This is a genomic window from Kribbella qitaiheensis, from assembly GCF_042657745.1.
In the GTDB taxonomy this organism is placed as follows: domain Bacteria; phylum Actinomycetota; class Actinomycetes; order Propionibacteriales; family Kribbellaceae; genus Kribbella; species Kribbella qitaiheensis.
Genome location: NZ_JBHSKE010000022.1, coordinates 170,341 through 187,010 on the forward strand (window position 1 = coordinate 170,341; position 16,670 = coordinate 187,010).

The 16,670-nt window shown below is 69.0% G+C and carries 14 protein-coding genes; 6 read left to right on the forward strand and 8 right to left on the reverse strand.

Annotation, left to right across the window (positions count from 1 at the left end; all coding sequences use genetic code 11):
• Window positions 1-3 precede the first annotated feature (3 nt).
• The 3 genes from ACFPJ1_RS19150 to ACFPJ1_RS19160 are packed head-to-tail and all read right to left on the reverse strand — an operon-like array spanning window position 4 to window position 3,616.
• On the reverse strand, window positions 4-1,059 hold the full coding sequence (locus ACFPJ1_RS19150; RefSeq protein WP_380105600.1) for a carbohydrate ABC transporter permease: 1,056 nt from the start codon (window positions 1,057-1,059) through the stop codon (window positions 4-6).
• An 8-nt stretch (window positions 1,060-1,067) separates the two neighbouring features.
• Entirely contained in the window at window positions 1,068-2,333 is a 1,266-nt protein-coding gene (locus ACFPJ1_RS19155) for an extracellular solute-binding protein (protein WP_380105602.1), read from the reverse strand.
• Entirely contained in the window at window positions 2,330-3,616 is a 1,287-nt protein-coding gene (locus ACFPJ1_RS19160; protein WP_380105603.1) for a hypothetical protein, read from the reverse strand. Before ACFPJ1_RS19160 ends, ACFPJ1_RS19155 begins: the two co-directional genes overlap by 4 nt.
• A gap of 155 nt (window positions 3,617-3,771) precedes the next feature.
• Between ACFPJ1_RS19160 and ACFPJ1_RS19165 the strand changes: the two genes are divergently transcribed.
• Together ACFPJ1_RS19165 and ACFPJ1_RS19170 are read left to right on the forward strand one after the other, a co-directional pair.
• The gene (locus ACFPJ1_RS19165; protein ID WP_380105605.1) at window positions 3,772-5,541 is read left to right on the forward strand and encodes a glycoside hydrolase family 36 protein; all 1,770 of its coding nucleotides are present in this window, start codon (window positions 3,772-3,774) and stop codon (window positions 5,539-5,541) included.
• Between the two features lie 12 nt (window positions 5,542-5,553).
• A complete protein-coding gene (locus tag ACFPJ1_RS19170) occupies window positions 5,554-6,579 on the forward strand; it encodes a LacI family DNA-binding transcriptional regulator (protein WP_380105606.1) in 1,026 nt (341 codons plus the stop codon).
• A 6-nt stretch (window positions 6,580-6,585) separates the two neighbouring features.
• Here the strand turns inward: ACFPJ1_RS19170 and ACFPJ1_RS19175 are convergent, their stop codons facing one another.
• Entirely contained in the window at window positions 6,586-7,791 is a 1,206-nt protein-coding gene (locus ACFPJ1_RS19175) for an MFS transporter (protein WP_380105608.1), read from the reverse strand.
• Between the two features lie 71 nt (window positions 7,792-7,862).
• On the opposite strand from ACFPJ1_RS19175, the gene ACFPJ1_RS19180 reads away from it, so the two are divergent.
• The 4 genes from ACFPJ1_RS19180 (at window position 7,863) to ACFPJ1_RS19195 (ending at window position 11,327) form a co-directional block, all read left to right on the forward strand.
• A complete protein-coding gene (locus ACFPJ1_RS19180; protein ID WP_380105609.1) occupies window positions 7,863-8,840 on the forward strand; it encodes an ArsR/SmtB family transcription factor in 978 nt (325 codons plus the stop codon).
• A gap of 10 nt (window positions 8,841-8,850) precedes the next feature.
• Window positions 8,851-9,513, forward strand: a complete 663-nt coding sequence (locus tag ACFPJ1_RS19185) for a hypothetical protein (RefSeq protein WP_380105610.1) — start codon at window positions 8,851-8,853, stop codon at window positions 9,511-9,513.
• A gap of 109 nt (window positions 9,514-9,622) precedes the next feature.
• Window positions 9,623-10,624 (forward strand): EamA family transporter, encoded by a 1,002-nt coding sequence (locus tag ACFPJ1_RS19190; RefSeq protein ID WP_380105611.1) that lies wholly within the window; start codon window positions 9,623-9,625, stop codon window positions 10,622-10,624.
• 64 nt (window positions 10,625-10,688) lie between these two features.
• Window positions 10,689-11,327 carry a carboxylesterase family protein gene (locus ACFPJ1_RS19195; protein ID WP_380105708.1) on the forward strand — a complete coding sequence of 213 codons (639 nt, stop codon included), beginning with the start codon at window positions 10,689-10,691 and terminating at the stop codon, window positions 11,325-11,327.
• Here the strand turns inward: ACFPJ1_RS19195 and ACFPJ1_RS19200 are convergent.
• The 4 genes from ACFPJ1_RS19200 to ACFPJ1_RS19215 all read right to left on the reverse strand — a co-directional run bounded on the left by ACFPJ1_RS19200 (window position 11,320) and on the right by ACFPJ1_RS19215 (window position 16,580).
• Window positions 11,320-12,474, reverse strand: coding sequence for an alanine--tRNA ligase-related protein (locus tag ACFPJ1_RS19200; RefSeq protein WP_380105613.1), 1,155 nt, complete (start codon window positions 12,472-12,474; stop codon window positions 11,320-11,322). The genes ACFPJ1_RS19195 and ACFPJ1_RS19200 overlap by 8 nt on opposite strands.
• A gap of 215 nt (window positions 12,475-12,689) precedes the next feature.
• Entirely contained in the window at window positions 12,690-13,814 is a 1,125-nt protein-coding gene (locus ACFPJ1_RS19205) for a glycosyltransferase family 4 protein (protein ID WP_380105614.1), read from the reverse strand.
• Window positions 13,811-15,055: a M48 family metallopeptidase gene (locus tag ACFPJ1_RS19210; RefSeq protein WP_380105615.1), complete on the reverse strand. Its 1,245-nt coding sequence runs from the start codon at window positions 15,053-15,055 to the stop codon at window positions 13,811-13,813. The genes ACFPJ1_RS19205 and ACFPJ1_RS19210 overlap by 4 nt, the downstream gene beginning before the upstream one ends.
• Window positions 15,048-16,580, reverse strand: a complete 1,533-nt coding sequence (locus tag ACFPJ1_RS19215) for a hypothetical protein (protein WP_380105616.1) — start codon at window positions 16,578-16,580, stop codon at window positions 15,048-15,050. The genes ACFPJ1_RS19210 and ACFPJ1_RS19215 overlap by 8 nt, the downstream gene beginning before the upstream one ends.
• Between the last annotated feature and the right edge of the window lie 90 nt (window positions 16,581-16,670).

Genomic DNA, 16,670 nt, shown 5'->3' on the forward strand with positions numbered 1-16,670 from the left:
ACGTCAGCCCTTCCTCACCCGGACCCGGCGACGGCGGCCACCGAGTTCGGTCTCGTAGTAGACGGCTAAGGCACTTCCGCGCAGCGTCACGGCGGTCAGCGCCAGGATGATGACGAACAGGATCCAGGCCAGCGCCGAGGCGTAACCCATCCGGAAGTTCTGGAACGCGTTGTCGTAGAGGTAATAGACGAAGAACAGCAGCGAGTCCTTCGGGCCACCGCGCGCGACGAACCCCTGGGTGAAGATCTGCAGCGCCCCGATGATCCCGGTCAGCGCGTTGAAGAGGATGATCGGCGAGAGCTGCGGCAGCGTGATGTGCCAGAAGAGCCGCACCGGCCCGGCCCCGTCCAGAGCAGCCGCTTCGTACAGGTTCGACGGAACGTCCTTGAGACCCGCCAGGTAGATCACCATCGCGCCGCCGACGGTCCACAGGCTCATCAGGATCACCGTCGGCAACGCCCACGACGCGTCGTTGAACCACCCCGGACCCTGGACGCCGAGCTTGCCGAGCAGATCGTTGGCCAGCCCGTACTGCGGGTTGAACACCCACAGGAACAGCACGATCTGCGCCACGCCGGACACCAGGCTCGGCAGGTACCAGACCGTCCGGAAGAACCGGATCCCGGGCAGGTCCACGTTCATCAGCAACGCGACCAGGAACGCCAGCGCGGTCTGCAGCGGCACGCTGATCACCGCATAGAGCAGCGTCACCTTGATCGCCTGCGCCACCCGTGGATCCTGGAATGCCTCGGTGTAGTTGGCGATTCCGACGTACTTCGGTGGCGTGATCAGGTCCCACGAGGTCAGGCTGACGAAGATCGAGGAGATCATCGGGCCCACGGTGAAGACCAGGAAGCCGATCAGCCAGGGCGAGATGAACAGCCAGAAGGCGATCGTCTTGTCGGCCCGGGGCCACTTCCGCCTCGCCCCGTACGCCGCCAGGCCGATGACGGCGTACAGGACGATCAGCAGGACCAGGAACGGGACCAGCGGCACCAGCACCGCGGGAACACCCCAGGACTCCGCGAGCGCGCGGATCCAGCCGATGGTCGGGTTCATGGTCTACCTCACTGCTTCAGCGCGGCGGTGCACTTGTCGTTCAGCCCGGGCAGGATCTTCGCCACGTCGTCCTTGCCGCTGCCGAGCGGCGTGTAGCTGGTGATGCCCTTGTCGGCGTCACCGGAGATCTGCGCCTCGCGCGGTACCGACGGGCTGACCAGACCGGACTTCAGCGCGGTGGTGAACGCGGCCAGGTTGCGGTCGGCCGGCAGCACCTTCTCCAGCGTCGCGGTGGACTCGGCGATGATCGGTACGCCGAGGGCCGTGTTCCCCTGGATCAACTGGTTCTGCGCGTCGGGGTTCGTGCTGGCGAACTCGACGAACTTCTTGGCCGTCTCGGCCTTCTTGCCGGTCGCGTTCTTCGCGATCGCCAGGCCACCGACCTCCATCGGGAATCCCTTGCCCGGGACCGGCACGAGCGTCCAGTTCGGCTTGCTGATCTTGGCGAAGTCGGCGACGGTCCACGGCCCGAAATCGCTGAAGGTGCCGAGCCGCCCGGCCGCGAACCACTGCGCCTGGTCCTGACCCTCGATGTCGAGAGAAGTCGGCGCGTACCGCTCCTTCTGCATGTCGACGACGTACTGCGCTGTCTTCAGCCCCTGCTCGTCGCCGAAGGTGCAGGCGGTCGCGTCGGCGTTGTAGAACCCGCCACCAGCAGCGGTCAGCCAGCCTTTGAACCACAGGTTGCTGGTGCCGTAGACACGAGTCTTGCCGTCACCGTGGGACAGCTTCGCGGTCACCGTCTTGAACTCGTCCAGCGTCAGCGGGGTCGTTGCGCTCGGCAATGGCAGACCCGCGGCCTTGAAGGCGTCCACGTTGATCGCCATCACCTTGGGCTTGGCGGTGAACGGCATCGCGTAGTACTTGCCGTCGAACTTGAGCGACTCGGAGACGTTCGGCTGGACGAACTTGCCGGCATCGACCTGCTGCTCGGCGAAGCTGGGCGCGAACCCGGCCAGGCTGGTGTTGCTGATCTCCATCACGGTGGACTGGGTGCCGGCCGCGATCGAGGTCTGGATCTTCTGCTCGTAGTCGGACTGGATCCAGTTCGTCGTCACCTTGGTGCCGGGGTTGGCCTTCTCGAACGCGGCCGCGATCGCCTTCAGCGAGGCGGCCTCGGAGTTCGTTCCCCAGAAGGAGAAGGTGATGTCGCCGTTCTCGCCGGAGCCGCCACTGTTGGCGGCGGGCTGACTGCCGGTGGCGCAGCCGGCGGCGAGCAGGAGGGCGGCCAACCCGGCACCGACCGGGAGCAAGCGGCGGTTGAAGAGCTTCATGAGGGGTCCTTCGTGTGAGGGCTGACCCGGGCGGTCTGGCCGGGCTCGAGCGTCCTGGTGGAGGTCGAAGTACCGGCGGGTCCGACCGTCACCGTCAGCGGCCCCGGTCCGCTGTGTACGGCGATCTCGGTCGCGTGCCGTCCTTCTTGGGTGATCGCTAGGTCCCAGCCGCCGACCCGCACGTGGTCGGCCTTCAGCCGGCCGATGTCGGCGGGCAGATGGGAGTCGATGGTCAGGGACGCCGACGCCGCGTCCGGCTCCAGCCCGAGCAGTCCAGCCACCAGGTGCTGGACGACGGTGAAGGAGATCTCCGGGTAGTCGTCACGGCTGTCGATGATGTGCCGCAGCCAGCGCCAGGCCGACTCGTCACGCCGGTGCCGGAAGAACACCTCCGGCAGATAGGTGAACGCCTCGATGTTGGGCGGCGGGTTCAGCTCGAGCTGCTCCTCGATGTAGTCCAGGAACCGCTCGTTGCGTTCGCCGGTACCACTCAGGCCGAGCATCGGCACGAACCAGCTCGTCTCCAGCCCCCAGCCGGAGTCGAGCGTCTGGTCCTGCAGCCGACCGCGCGCGAAGCTCCCGCTCTCCTCGTGCCACCAGGTGGACAGGAACCTCTCATGGATCGAGCGGGCTGCCGTCCGGTAGGAGTCGCCGTGGTGGCGAGCCAGTGCCTCCAGGGCGGCGCAGTGCAGCGCCAGTCCGTCGGCCGCGACGGTCAGTGGACGCTCGGGATGTTCGTTGTACGACGCGGCGCCGTCGAAGATGTCGCCGGTTCCGGGTGCTTCGGGGATCCCGTCGCCGTCGGCGTCGTGGGCAGCGACGAAGTCCGAGACCGAGCGCAGGTAATACGCGGACAGGTCGGGGTCGTCGATCCAGCGCCGGTCGCCGGTCCAGTCGTACTGGCCGAGGGACCGGTAGGTGAGGTCGAACACCGCGGGGATCTCCCGGACGAAGTGCTCGTCTCCGTGATAGTCCAGCGCGGCGGGCCGCCCGTCGAAGTGGAACGCCCATAGCGGGTACCACTTCCGGGCGGCGGTCGCCGAGCGGGCGAAATGCCGGAACATCGCGAAGTTCTCCGCGTCCAGCCCCAGCAGGTGCGCGCCGATCGCCTGGTGACAGACGTCGCGCGAGTAGAACATCGGCCGGGACGGGTAACCGGCCCAGTACGACGGCAGGTTGCCCGGCGCGGCAGTGGTCTGGACCCAGTCCAGCGCCCGCTTCCTGGCCCACCCGAACGCGTCCTCCACGTATGGGTTGTCCGACGTCACGAGCAGGTCGGACATGCGATCCTCCAAGGTCGAAGACTTGTCGTCAAGCAGATTATTAGCGCTAAAACTAGCACTGGATCAGCATTCGTCAATATCTCCGACGCAATTGATTTTACCGCTATAGTAGATGCTCTACAGTGGAGTGAGTGCGTGAGGAACGGGAGTTGTCCATGACGTCCGCAGTGCCCAGGACCTCGTTCGAGGTCCGCTCCCCCGACGGCGCGATCCGCCGCACCGGGACGGTCTCCGACGGCGCCACCGTCACCGAGATCGACTCCCCCGAGCCCGGCGTGCTCGGCTACGAGATCAGCACCGCCGACCTGACCGCGGGACCGGTACGGATCCGCTGGACCTGGCCGGTCGACTCGGCCGTCACGTTGTGGCGGGCGACCCAGGGCTCGCGGCGGGAACTCCCGACCGACTGGGGCTCGCACCGCGACATCCGTTCCGTGCGGTCCGCGCCGGTCGCGTCGTTCGTCGGCGTCGACGACCTGTCACCCCTGACGCTCTCGCTGTCCTCCGACGTCCGCGGTTGCGACTTCGCCGTCGGCGTGAACGAGGAGAGCGCCGAGCAGTTGGTCCAGCTCGCGGTGGACGATGTCGAGCCCGTGGACGGCATCTACCGGTTCACCCTGCGGATCGACCTGCGCGGCCTGCACTTCGCGGACGCCCTGCGCGACGTCACAGACCAGTGGACCGCCGAGCTGGGCGAGCGGATCGCGCCGGTGCCGGAGTTGGCGCGGCAGGCGATGTACTCGACCTGGTACAGCGACCACCAGCACGTCTCGGCGGAATCAGTCGAGCACCACGCCCGCGCCAGCGCGCAGTACGGGTGCAAGGCGGTGATCGTCGATGACGGCTGGCAGACCGAGGACACCGCTCGCGGCTACGCACATTGCGGTGACTGGGAGCCGACCAGCACGACCTTCCCCGACATGGCCGAGCACGTCCGCCGGGTTCACGACCTCGGACTCGACTACGTGCTGTGGATCGCGCCGCCGCTGATCGGCGAGCACTCGAAGGCGTGGGACCGGTTCAAGGACCGCACGCTGGGCTACGTCGACGGGCTGAGCGCTTCGGTGCTCGACCCGCGCTACCCGGAGGTCCGCGAGCACATCGTCGAGTGCTGCGTGCGGCCCGTGCGCGACTGGGGTGTCGATGGGCTGAAGATCGACTTCATCGACTCGTGGGCGTGGGAGAGCGCGCCCCCTGCTCCCGACGGTGACTGCGAGACCGTCGACGAGGGCGTCGAGCTGATCATGGCCGCGATCACCGCCGAACTGCGCCAGCTGCGGCCGAGCCTGCTGATCGAGTTCCGGCAGGACTACGTGAACCCGCGCCTCTGGCAGTTCGGCACGTTCCTGCGCGCCGGGGACTGCCCGATGGACGCCGTGGAGAACCGGGTCCGCACGGTCGACAGCCGCCTGCTCGCCGGCGATCGGGCGGTCCACTCGGACATGCTGATGTGGCACCCGACCGCGTCGGCCGAGGCGGTTGCCCAGCAGTTCATCGCGGTCCTCTTCAGCACTCCTCAGGTCTCGGTCGAGCTGGCCGGTCTGCCCGAGGAGCACGATCGCGTCGTGCGGTACTGGCTCGGCCTCATGAAGGATCACGCGGACACGTTGCTGCGCGGCGTACTGACTCCGTCGCGGCCGGACGCGCGGTACACGCAGGTGACGGCGTCCGGCGACTCGACCACCGTGGTGGCCGCTTTCGCCAACCCTGTGGTGCGCTTGAGCGCCGCGACACCGGTGAACCTGCTGGTCAACGGCGGCCACGCACCGGGCCTACTGGTCGAAGGTGCTGGGTCTGGCCCCGTTCAGCTCGTAGTGTCGGACTGCTCGGGTGCTGAGGTCGCCCGGAGTACGACCACGCCGCCCGCGGGACTGTGGGCGGTCGATGTGCCGGTGGGCGGGGTGGCCCGGATCGCACGGGTCTGACGAGGGGGCTGGATGACTGTCGAGAAGAAGAGACCGGTACGCCGGACGACCGTGGCCGACGTGGCCCGGTTGGCCGGGGTCTCGGCGATGACCGTGTCGAACGTGCTGAACGCGCCCCACCGGGTGAGCGAGCCGACCGTCCGCATGGTGCAGGCCGCGATCGACGAGCTCGGGTACACGCCGAACCACGCGGCGCGGGCGTTGTCGTCCGGCCGCAGCCACGTGATCGGGCTGCCGCTCTACCTCGAGGACGACGCGTTCAGCGACCAGAACCCGGGACTCGGCGGCTTCCTGCACGGCCTACTCGGCGGTCTGGTGAAGTCCGCCGCCGTCTCCGGGTACGGCGTGCACGTGACCACGCCGACCGAAGGGGCGACCGAGATCGCCTTGTACGAAAGGCTTTTCGCGGCTCGGCAGGTGGACGCGGTCGTGGTCCTGGAGACGATGCCGCGCGACCCGCGGATCGAGTTCCTCAGCGCCAAGGGGTTCCCGTTCGTCGCCTTCGGCCGGACCGGTCCGCAGCAGCGGCAGTGCTGGGTCGACGTCGACAACGAGGTGTCGATGGCGGCGATCGCCCGGCATGTCCGTGAGACCGGGCGAACGCGCGCCGCCTACCTGGCGACCGCGAGCAGTCTCCCCTGGGTGCACCAGCGGCAGGAGGGATTCCTGCAGGAGTTCACCTCGCCGCACTCGCTGCGGTCCTTCGCCGACCTGGACGCGGTCGCGGCCTGGGTGGAGAGCACCCTCGATTGCGAGGACAAGCCGGACGTGTTCGTCGCCGACAACGACGCCTTCGCGGTGGTGGCGATGCGGACCCTGCAACGGCATGGGGTGAAGGTCGGGCAGGACATCGCGGTCACCGGGTTCAACGACTTCCCGTTCGCGAGCATGCTGGACACCCCGCTGACGACGGCGCGGATCCCGCTGCGGGACATCGCCGCCTGTCTGTTCGACCGGGCGCTGCGCGAGATCAGCGGCGCCCCCGACCAGCCCGGCCGCCTCGTCACCGCTCCCCTGGTCGTCCGCGCCAGCGCCTAGCACTTTCTACGATGCCGAGACATTGACCTCTGCTTCTTGGCGAGTGAGCGCTCTCCGGGCCAGGGCCATGGTGACGACGGTGCCGACGACACCGGCCAGGCAGATTGTGAGGTTGGGGCGGAGCACGGTGCCGATGGCACCGGCCAGCGCGATGCTCACGCCCTGCACCGCCATCAGCCCGCTGGTCTGCACCGTGAACAACCTCCCCCGGTACGCCGGGTCGCTGGCGGCCAGGATCATCGGATCGATGCCCTGGTTGAACGCATAGCCGCTGCCCGAGAGCGCCAGCAGCACAGCAGCCAGCGGAATCCCCGGAGTCGCGAGGAACGCGATCGCGGGGACCTGGCTCAGCAGGATGAGCGGAACCACCAGGCGTCGGCGGGTGGCCGGCGTGAGCCGGGCCGCGGCGATCTCCCCGAGCACGGATCCGACGGCGTAGCCGGTGAACAGGACGCCGGCGGTCGAGGCGGCGGCGCCGGTCTGCGCGGTGTAGGCCACCGCGAGTCCGTCGGGCATCGACGAGAACGCTGGAACAACCCAGGACAACAGGATCAGCCGCCGGAGTCGCACGGATCCGAAAATGTAGCGGAGCCCGCTGAGCGAATCCCGCACCGTGTTACGACCCGTCCCCGTGGCCGGGGTGAACGGCGTACCGAAGCCGATCAGGGCGGCCGAGACGACGAAGCTCGCGACGTCGAGGGCGAGCAGCCAGGTCGGGCCGATCGCGGCGACGGCGACCGCGCCGAGGGCGAACCCGGTCAGCACCGTCAACTGGCCGATTGCCCTCAGCAACGACCGGCCGATCGGGAACAGGTCGGCGTCGAGCAGGTGAGCCAGGCTGGCGGCGCGGGCGCCCGCGAAGATCGGGGCGACGATGCCGGCCAGCAGGAGCAGTCCGAGCAGACCGCCGACGGGGATGCCGGGGATCAGCATCACCGCGATGCAGGCGGCGCTGATCAGGTCGCAGCAGACGAGCACCCGGCGCGCCGGGAACCGGTCCGAGATCGAAGAGAGCGCGATCCCGCCGAGAGCGTAGGGCAGGAAGGAGCAGACCAGCACCAGCGCGGACAGCAGCGGCGATCCGGTCCGCTCGAAGATCAGGATGGAGAGAGCGACCTGCGCCGCCACGGTGCCGACCATGGAGACGGCGTGCGCGACGAACACGTTGCGCAGGCCGGGAACACGCAGGACAGCTCGATAGCCAGTGGTCACACGCCCGAGGTTGCCTGGGCGGACCTGCGACGCGATAGATTTTCGGTTGTGACCGAAAGTCAGGGGTCGGCGTGACGGTGCTGCGGTTCACCCAGGCCGACGCGTTGCGCTGCCGGTTCGGCCTGTCGCCGCTGTGGGAGACGGTGTCCGCGGTGCGAGTCCTGCACGGCCTCAAGCACCGCCCGCTCTACTCTCCCTGGGTCGCGGCCAAGACCGAGGCGGCCGCCGGGCTGGACCTGCGGATGCTCCGGGCGGTCCAGCCGCGCGTTGGCTTCACGCCGGACTTCCTGACGCCCCCACCGAAGGCCTCGCGGGCCAGGTTCGCGACCGAGATCGCCCGGGTTCGCATTGCTCCGTTGGACGTGGTCCGGGCGGAGCTGATCCGCTCGCGGGACGAGTTGAACAACCCGGCGGCCGCCGAGATCGACCGGATGCTCGCCGACCCGGCCGGCACGCGCGAGCGGATGGCGGACGAGATCGAGAGCGCCTGGACCACGCTGATCCAGCCGGACTGGCCGCTGATCAGCCGCGTTCTCGAGGACGACATCGCCTATCGCGGCGAACAACTCACCTCCGGCGGGCTGGCGAAGCTGTTCGACGATCTCCACCCGACGCTGAGCTGGGAGGACGACCGGCTGATCGCCTCGCGGTACCGCGGGCAGGATCGTGAGCTCACCGGCCAGGGGTTGCTCCTCGTGCCCGGCGTGTTCGCCTGGCCGTTCCTCGTCCTGGTCGTTGACCCCGGCTACCAACCGACCCTGGTGTACCCCGCACGCGGGGCTGCCCGGCTCTGGTCCGACGTACCGGCGCCGCCTGATCCTCTTGCTCGGTTGCTCGGGCGGACCCGCGCGACGCTGCTTGTCGCGTTGGATCCACCCGCCACGACGAGCGCCCTCGCAGCGCAGTACGGGCTGGCCCTGGCGACTGTCGCGGAGCACCTGGCCGCCTTGCACGGAGCGGGGCTCGCCACGCGGCGCCGTACGGGTCACCAAGTCCACTACCGGCGTACGGACGTGGGTCAGGCGGTGGTGGACGCCTCGGTCGGGTGAGAATGCTGGGGTGACCAAAGTGGCAGCGCCGAGCACCAGGCATACCCGCAGGTGGCCGGCCTCGTTGGCGGTGATCGTCGTCCTCGCGCTGCAGGTCGCCGTGCCCGCGCAGGTCATGGACGCACCGCGGTGGATCATGCCCGCCCTCGGAGCACTGCTGCTGGTGCCGCTGGTGTGGACGAACCCCTTCCATCTGAAGCGGGACGAGCCCTGGCTGAGGTGGATCGAACTCGTGCTGCTCGCGGTGCTCGTGGTGGCCAACGCCGTCTACCTGACCGGGTTGATCCTGCTGCTGAGCGACGGCAACGCGGCCGACGGCAAGGTGCTGGTGAAGTCGGCGCTGCTGATCTGGGTGACGAACGTGGTCGCCTTCGCGGTCTGGTACTGGGAGGTCGACCGCGGCGGACCATTCGCACGCATGCCCGAGCACGAGCACCGGGAGGAACGGCCGGACCTGCTCTTCCCACAGATGACCGCCGACATCCCCGGCTGGCAGGGCTGGCTCCCCGGCTTCACCGACTACCTCTTCGTCGCCTTCACCGCCGCGACCGCCTTCAGCCCCACCGACACGATGCCCCTCACCGCCCGGGTGAAGACCCTGATGGGCATCCAGTCCGCGATCTCACTCCTCACCATCGCCATCGTCGCCGCCCGCGCCATCAACGTCCTCTGATCACCCAAGGAAGGGCGCCGCGTCGGGCTAGCTAGGGAGGCGGTTGGCTGTCCATCTACTGACATATCCCTATCGACGTCGATGTAATGGGTGTGAGAGCGTTATGCCCATGTACATGCAGGGAGAGCAGGACGCCGCCCGGACCAAGTCCGTCGGGCTCGGGTTCGCGGTGTTCTCGGCGATCACTTTCGGAGGGTCGGGGCCGTTCGCGAAGGCGCTGATCGGGGCCGGGATCTCGCCCGAACAGGCGGCCTGGATCCGGATCCTCGGTGCCGCCGCGCTGCTCGTCCCGCTCGTGCTGATCTTCCGTGGTAGCGCCGGACTGCGCGCGGCCCGCGCTTCGTGGCCGCAGCTCGTGCTCTACGGACTCACTGGGATCGCCGGCTGCCAGACGCTGTTCTTCATCGCCGCGAGCCGGCTCCCCGTCGGCGTGGCGATCCTGCTGGAGTTCTCCGGACCGGTACTCGTGGTCGCCTGGCTCAAGTTCGGGCGCAAGGTCGCCGTGCCGCGATCGGCGGCGCTGGGGGTGGCGATCGCGCTGGTCGGGCTGGCCACCGTGGTCGAGATCTGGTCCGGTCTGCAACTCGACCTGATCGGGTTGCTCGCGGGCCTCGGCGCGGCGGCCTGCCAGGCGACGTACTTCATCCTGATCGACAAGCTCACCGGCGTTGCCGACCCGCTGGTGATGACGGCGGCCGGCAGCGTGGTCGGCGCGGTGGTGCTGACCGCGGTGTCAGCACCCTGGGCGATTCCGTGGCACGCGCTGACGGACACGATCGCGATCGGCGATCGGTCCGCGCCGGGCTGGATCTTCGCCGCCTGGCTGATCGTGATCAGCACGGTCGTCGCCTACCTGGCGGGAGCGGCCGCGGTACAGCGCCTCTCCGCCGCGATCGGCGGCGCGGTCGCGTACGTCGAGGTCGTGGCGGCGAGCCTGTTCGCCTGGATCCTGCTGAACGAGACTCTCTCGACGAACCAGGTGATCGGCGGCGTGATCGTGCTGCTCGGCGCGTTCGTGGCGCAGTCCTCGGTCGGCAAGGTGGCGCCGCCGGAGATCCCCGACGCCGATCCCCCGGCGCGCGACCTCGACCTGGACACCGCCGGCATCTGAAGGGCTGCGGCAGTTCCCGGACCCGCAGCGCTGGGGCGTCACTACGGTCAAGGCGGGCGGCGGCATCATGCCGTTCTTCCCGGTGATCGACGGCGAGCTGATCCACGAGCGACCATTCGACGCAATCGCGGCCGGTGCCGCGCGAGGTGTCGAGCTGCTGATGGGGGCCACCAGCGACGAGTTCCGGCTGTTCTCGGTCCCCACCGGCCAGTCGGCGGCCGTCACCGCGGAAGCACTCCCGCTGCTCCTTCGGAGCCAGGGCATCGACCCCGCAATCGCGGACACCTACGCGGCCAACCGCCCGGGCCAGTCCCCCGGCGATCTGCTCAGCGCGATCATCAGCGACGGATTCTTCGTGCTCCCGACGATCCGCCTGCTCGAGGCGCAGTCCGCGCACGCAGCGACGTACCGGTACGAGTTCTGCTGGCGGTCCCCGCTCGCCGGGCTGGGCTCGTGCCACGCGCTGGAACTGCCGTTCGTGTTCGACACCCTCGGCACGGCGACCTCCCCGCTGTTCCAGCCGGATCCGCCGCAGCAGCTGGCCGACCGGATGCACGCCGCCTGGGTGAGCTTCGTGACCACCGGGAGCCCGGGCTGGTCGCAGTACGACGCGACCGCCCGGCCGGTGATGACGTTCGGGCACCCGGAGTCCCGGGTGCTGGAGAATCCGCGAGCCGACGAACTCGCTCTCTGGGTTAGCTGACCAGCGACAGCACGAGCTCGCGCGGGAGGCCGTGGGTCTCGTGCAGGTACTCGAAGTCGTTCTGGTCGAGCGTCTTCTGGAAGCGTTCGTGGCTGAGGATCCGCCGGCCCCGTTCGAGCAGGTTGGTGAACCGGATCTCCTCGTCGATCAGCATCCGCCGCACCAGCGTGACGACCTCACCCTGGTGGAAGTGGTGCAGCGTGTGCTCGAACAGCTCCAGCGGGAGGTCCGACAGCGTCCTGGAGTCGTCGGTCCGCCAGAGCAGGGTCAGCACCCGGCGGATCAGCCGGCGCAGCACGTAGCCGCGACCGGTGTTCGACGGGTGGACGCCGTCGCCGATGATGACCATGCTCGAGCGGAGGTGATCGATCACGATCCGCTCGGACTCCTCGTCCAGCTTCCACAGCTCGGGGATGATCCGCATCCACGGCTCGAACAGCTCGATCTCGTAGACGGACTTCTTGCCCTCGAGCAGCATGCTCAGCCGCTCGAGGCCGAGGCCGGTGTCGATGTTGCGCTGCTGCAGGGGTTCCAGCGAACCGTCGTCGTACCGGCGGTAGCGCATCATCACGTGGTTCCACACCTCGACCCAGCGGTCGTCGGTGGTCGGCGTGCCTTCAGGTGAGCCGTCGCCGGTCCACAGGAAGATCTCCGAGTCCGGGCCGCACGGACCGGTCGGGCCGTTGGACCACCAGTTGTCGTCGGTGGTCAGCTCGACCGGGACGCCGAGGGACTGCCAGGTGTGCAGCGACTCCTCGTCCAGCTCGACCTGGTCGTCACCACCGAAGACGGTGACATACATCTGGCCGGGGTCGATGCCGAACCCGTCGCGGAGCAGCTCGAAACCCCACCGCAGGGTCTGCTCGCTGCCGTAGTCGCCCAGCGACCAGGACCCGAGCATCTCGAACACGGTCAGGTGGGTCGGATCACCGACCTCGTCGAGATCGGTGGTGCGCAGGCATCGCTGCACCCCGACCAGCCGGCGGCCGAGTGGATGGGGTTCGCCTTCCAGATAGGGGGTCAGCGGATGCATGCCCGAGGTGGTGAAGAGGACGGGGTCGCCTGGTCGCGGGATCAGCGAGGATCCCGTGGTGGGGATGTGACCGCGCTGGACGAAAAAGTCGATGAAGGTCTTGTCGAGGTTCATGGGAGTGGTCCTTTCGGGGGAAGACCGGAAAGGGACCGCTGGCCAGGCTGAACAGCAAAACACCGGCGGACCGTTTCCGGTCGCCGGTGTGGGAGAAGAAGATGTCAGGCAGCGGCAGCCGGAGAGCAGGAAGCTCGTACGGCTGCTGCAAGTCGGGACATCTGATGCATGTCGTCAACAGTACCTGATCTGTCACTGCCTTTTCAGGCACCCGGTCAGCGGATGTCCAGCAGCGCTCGCAACACTGCCCCGGACCGCGACCAGGTCCACTCCTGGCTCACCCATGCTCGCCCGGCCGCGCCCATCGCCCGAGCCTTGCCAGGATCCGTCAGCAGCTCGACCAGCCGTACTGCGGTCGCGACCGGGTTGTAGGGATCGACCAGATACCCCGTCTCGCCGTGCCGCACGGTGTCGCCGGCTCCACCGGAATCGCCGACCACCACCGGTTTCCCCGTCGCCGAGGCCTCGAGTGTGACGATGCCGAGCGCCTCCGGCTCCAGGCCGAATCGCCTTGTCCTGCAAGGCATCGCGAACACGTCCGCGGCATCGACGTACGGCGGGATCTCCTCCCACGGCATGGCGCCGGTGAAGTGGACCGACCGGGCGACACCGACGTCGGCGGCGAGTCGTTCGAGCCGATCGCGATCAGATCCGCCCCCCACGATCAGGAGGACCGCCTCGGGCACGGCGGCGAGCACCTGCGGCCAAGCCCGGATCAAGGTGTCCTGCCCCTTGCGGGCGATCAGCCGCGACACGCACGCCACCACCGGCACACCTTCGAGGCCGAGGCCCTTGCGCACCTGATCTCCCCCGCAGCCCGGGACGAACCGCGACGTGTCGACCCCTGGCGCGAGCCGCCGCATGCGCTCGGCTGCAGCCGTCGAGAGGGCCGGCGCGATCTGGTCCGCGCACCACGAGGACACGGTCGTCATCGTGTCCGCCGCCTCGCCGATCCGCCGCAGCGCCTGGCGTGCTCCCGGGGTTCCGGCCCACCACGTCTCGTGCCCGTGCGTCAGCGCGACGATCCGCCTTGCTCCCGCCTTGCGCAGCGTGGGCCCGATCAGCCCGAGCGGCGCGGCCGCACCGAAGACCACCCGGTCAGCGCCGTACCGCTTCATCACCTGTACGGCGGACCGGGTGACGCGTGGCGTCGGCAGGAGCATCGTCGTACGGTCGCGTTCGACCGGGAAGGACAACCCCGCGTCGTACTGCGCGTCGCCGGGCATCCGGGCGGTCAGCACCACCAAGTCGTTCGAGAGTTCGTCGCACAGGGAGCGCACGAACGTCTCGATACCGCCCTGGCGGGGCGGGAAGTCGTTCGTGACGACCAGGACGGTCACCGTGGCGCCAGCGGCGGGATCGTCTGACCGTGGGCCTCGGCCCAAGCCCTGCCCATCGCGATCCGCTCGGGTGGCGTCGGATGGGTCGCGAACAACCAGTACCGCCAGCGGCTCGGCGTCAGGCCGGACAGGTTCGTCACCGCCAGCTGATGCTGCATCGCGACGAAGGTCGTCGGGTCGTTCGTCAGCCGCAGCGAGTGGTAATCCGCGCGGGCCTCGATCTTGCGGCTGACCAGGTTCTGCACCGGTGACGCGAGGAATGTCCCGGCCACGATCAGCGCGAGCAGCAACGCGGTCCGGCGCGGATCGGCCATCCGGGCGCCGAGCAACAACTTCAGCAGGACGACCGCGAAGGCGGCGCCCAGGGCACCGATCAGGGTGCCGTGCAGGACGTCGTTCTCGGCGGCATGGCCGAGCTCGTGCGCGACCACGAGCCGGACCTGGCCGGGTGGCGCGGTCTTCAGCAACGTGTCGTAGACGACCAGCCGGCGGGTCGAGCCGAACCCTGAGACGTACGCGTTCAGCGTGGTCGTCCGCTTCGACGCGTCCGCGACGAGGACGTCCTTGACCGGTACCCCGTCCTCGCGGGCGAGCTGCATGAACTCGTCGCGTTGCGGACCGGGCGCCATCGAGGTGAAGTCGTTGAACCGCGGCTCGACCAGCACCGGGTACGCGAATGAGACGCCGAGCACCAGGACGGCCCCGGCGATCGCCGCCGGCACCCACCACCACGTCCGCCACCGCTTGGCCAGCGCGATCAACCCGACGGCGACGGCGATCAGCGCGACGGACGTCAGCACCCAGTTCACCAGCCGGTCCCGCAGCCACAGGTCCCACGCCTCGGTGGAGAGCCCGTACTTCCGGGTGACCCGCTCGGCCATGATGTCCGTCGGCAGGGTGATCACGCTCGTCAGCAGCCCGATCCCGGCCACCAGCACCGGGACCGCGAGGTACCAGCGGCGCAGCTTGATCGCGTCGTACAGGCGCCGGCCGAGCGGGCTGAAGCCGATCACCAGCGGGACCAGCAGCGACAGCACCCAGGAGGTCGTTGACCACGGCAACAACTCGTGCCGGAACTGCTCCTGCCGGGCGATCTCGGCCGCGGTGAAGTCCAGCGTCGGGTCCGGTGTCGGCAGGTCGATCAGGTGCCAGGGCGTCGTGGTGACGATGACGACGACCAGGGCGGCGGCGAGCACGAGAGCGGCACCTCGGGGCGCCCACTTCTCGGCCCGCTCAGACACCGGCGAGCCTCTTGAGGTACTTCTGCCAGTCGGCGGTGAACTCCGCCTCGGTGGTGCCGAGCACGGTCCGGAAGGCGTCGGCCAGGCCGGTCGGACTCTTCGACGCGTGCACGGCGCGGTAGAACTTCACCAACTTGCTCTGCCCTTCCCGCTCGCTGATCAGCCGGCAGGCCAGCCAGCCCGACTCGTAAGCCTGGGGCAGGTCCGCCGACGACGCGGCGAACGCCTCCGGCGGGGGCAGCGTCTTCGGCACCTTACCCGCGCGGACCGCCTTGAACAGCTCCTTCGCCGCCGATTCGTCCTGGACGGACACGGCGGTGAAGGCGACGTAGTCGGCGAAGCCCTCGGCCAGCCACAACGGTACCGGCGAGGCGGTAGCGGTCGAGGCGACGTGGGTGGTCTCGTGCGTCAGGACGATCCGGCGACCCTGCTTGCCGAGCTCCTCGAACAGCTTCGGGTTGGCCACGATCCGCACCGGCGCCCCGACCTGCGGGCTGTCCAGCTCGGCCATCGTGACCGCCGCGATCTGGGTGTAGGTGTTCGGCTGGGCGCCGAGCACGTACTCCATCTCGGACTGCTTGGCAGGCAGGTAGACGACCGCCTTCTGCTTCCAGTTCTTGCCCCACACCCTGCTGACCGACTCGACCGCGCGATCGGCCACCACGGCGTAGTCGTCGGCGTCCTTCTGCGAGTCGAGGCTGATCACCAGGCTGTCGTCGCCCTTGGCAACGTCGATGCTGCCCAACGCCCAGATCGGCCGCCGCTGCCCCGCCACGAATCGCTCCGAGAAGGACGCGGCGTACGTCGTACCGTCGCGGGTGACGAAGGTCACAGGCAGGGTCTCCCGGGCCGGCTTGCTGTCGTAGCCGGTGAGCTGCCAGGACACCTCGACCTGGGCGAGCCAGGACTCCGTGCCACCCAGCTGGGCCTGCCGGTCCGGCGGCAGCGCGCCCGGGTCGTCGCTCACGTAGCGCAGCTGGAAGGTGGCCAACGGCAACTTGCCGAGGTTCGTGTAGATGGTGCGGGCCTGCTCGTCGAACGCCTTCGAGTCCGGGTCGACGGTGCTGAGGAAGCTGCCGCGGCTCTCGTTCAGGACCGCGTCCGCCATCTTCTGCAGAACCGACTGGCCGGCCGCGGCCCGGCGTACTCCCTCGGCGGCCTCGTCCGGGGTCGAGGAGGTCTGCGGCTGCGCCGTGTTGCCTGGGGCACCCGGCTCGGCGGGCGCGTCGGCGAGCTTCTGCAGACCGACGTAACCGGTGACGGCGACCACGCTGATCGCGAGGCCCAGAGCCACCCGGCGGAGCAGCGTGCCGTGAGCGAGCGTCCAGGTGCCGAGCGCCTCGAACGTCGGCGGCCGCTTGGGAGCGTCCGCCGCAGCATGCTGGGCGGGAATCTGGATCGTGGTCTGCTCGGACGGCGAGGCCTGCTCCGGAAAACCATCCACCGGGGATTGAGACCGCGCACCGCTCTGCTCGTCGATCACCTCGGCCCCTCGCTGCTCACCTGCCCCAGTCAGGGGAGTCACGTCAGGTGCCTCCTCAGACAAGTCAAACACATGTGGGCGGGGGGAAACGACTCGGCTCCGGGGAAGGGATCCCCGGAGCCGTCGAGCATG

Bases quoted from the DNA above. Each gene is read 5' to 3' on its own strand.
- ACFPJ1_RS19200 (WP_380105613.1), bottom strand. From the start codon at position 12,474: ATGAACCTCGACAAGACCTTCATCGACTTTTTCGTCCAGCGCGGTCAC.
- ACFPJ1_RS19155 (WP_380105602.1), bottom strand. From the start codon at position 2,333: ATGAAGCTCTTCAACCGCCGCTTGCTCCCGGTCGGTGCCGGGTTGGCC.
- ACFPJ1_RS19160 (WP_380105603.1), bottom strand. From the start codon at position 3,616: ATGTCCGACCTGCTCGTGACGTCGGACAACCCATACGTGGAGGACGCG.
- ACFPJ1_RS19165 (WP_380105605.1), top strand. From the start codon at position 3,772: ATGACGTCCGCAGTGCCCAGGACCTCGTTCGAGGTCCGCTCCCCCGAC.
- ACFPJ1_RS19150 (WP_380105600.1), bottom strand. From the start codon at position 1,059: ATGAACCCGACCATCGGCTGGATCCGCGCGCTCGCGGAGTCCTGGGGT.
- ACFPJ1_RS19170 (WP_380105606.1), top strand. From the start codon at position 5,554: ATGACTGTCGAGAAGAAGAGACCGGTACGCCGGACGACCGTGGCCGAC.
- ACFPJ1_RS19190 (WP_380105611.1), top strand. From the start codon at position 9,623: ATGTACATGCAGGGAGAGCAGGACGCCGCCCGGACCAAGTCCGTCGGG.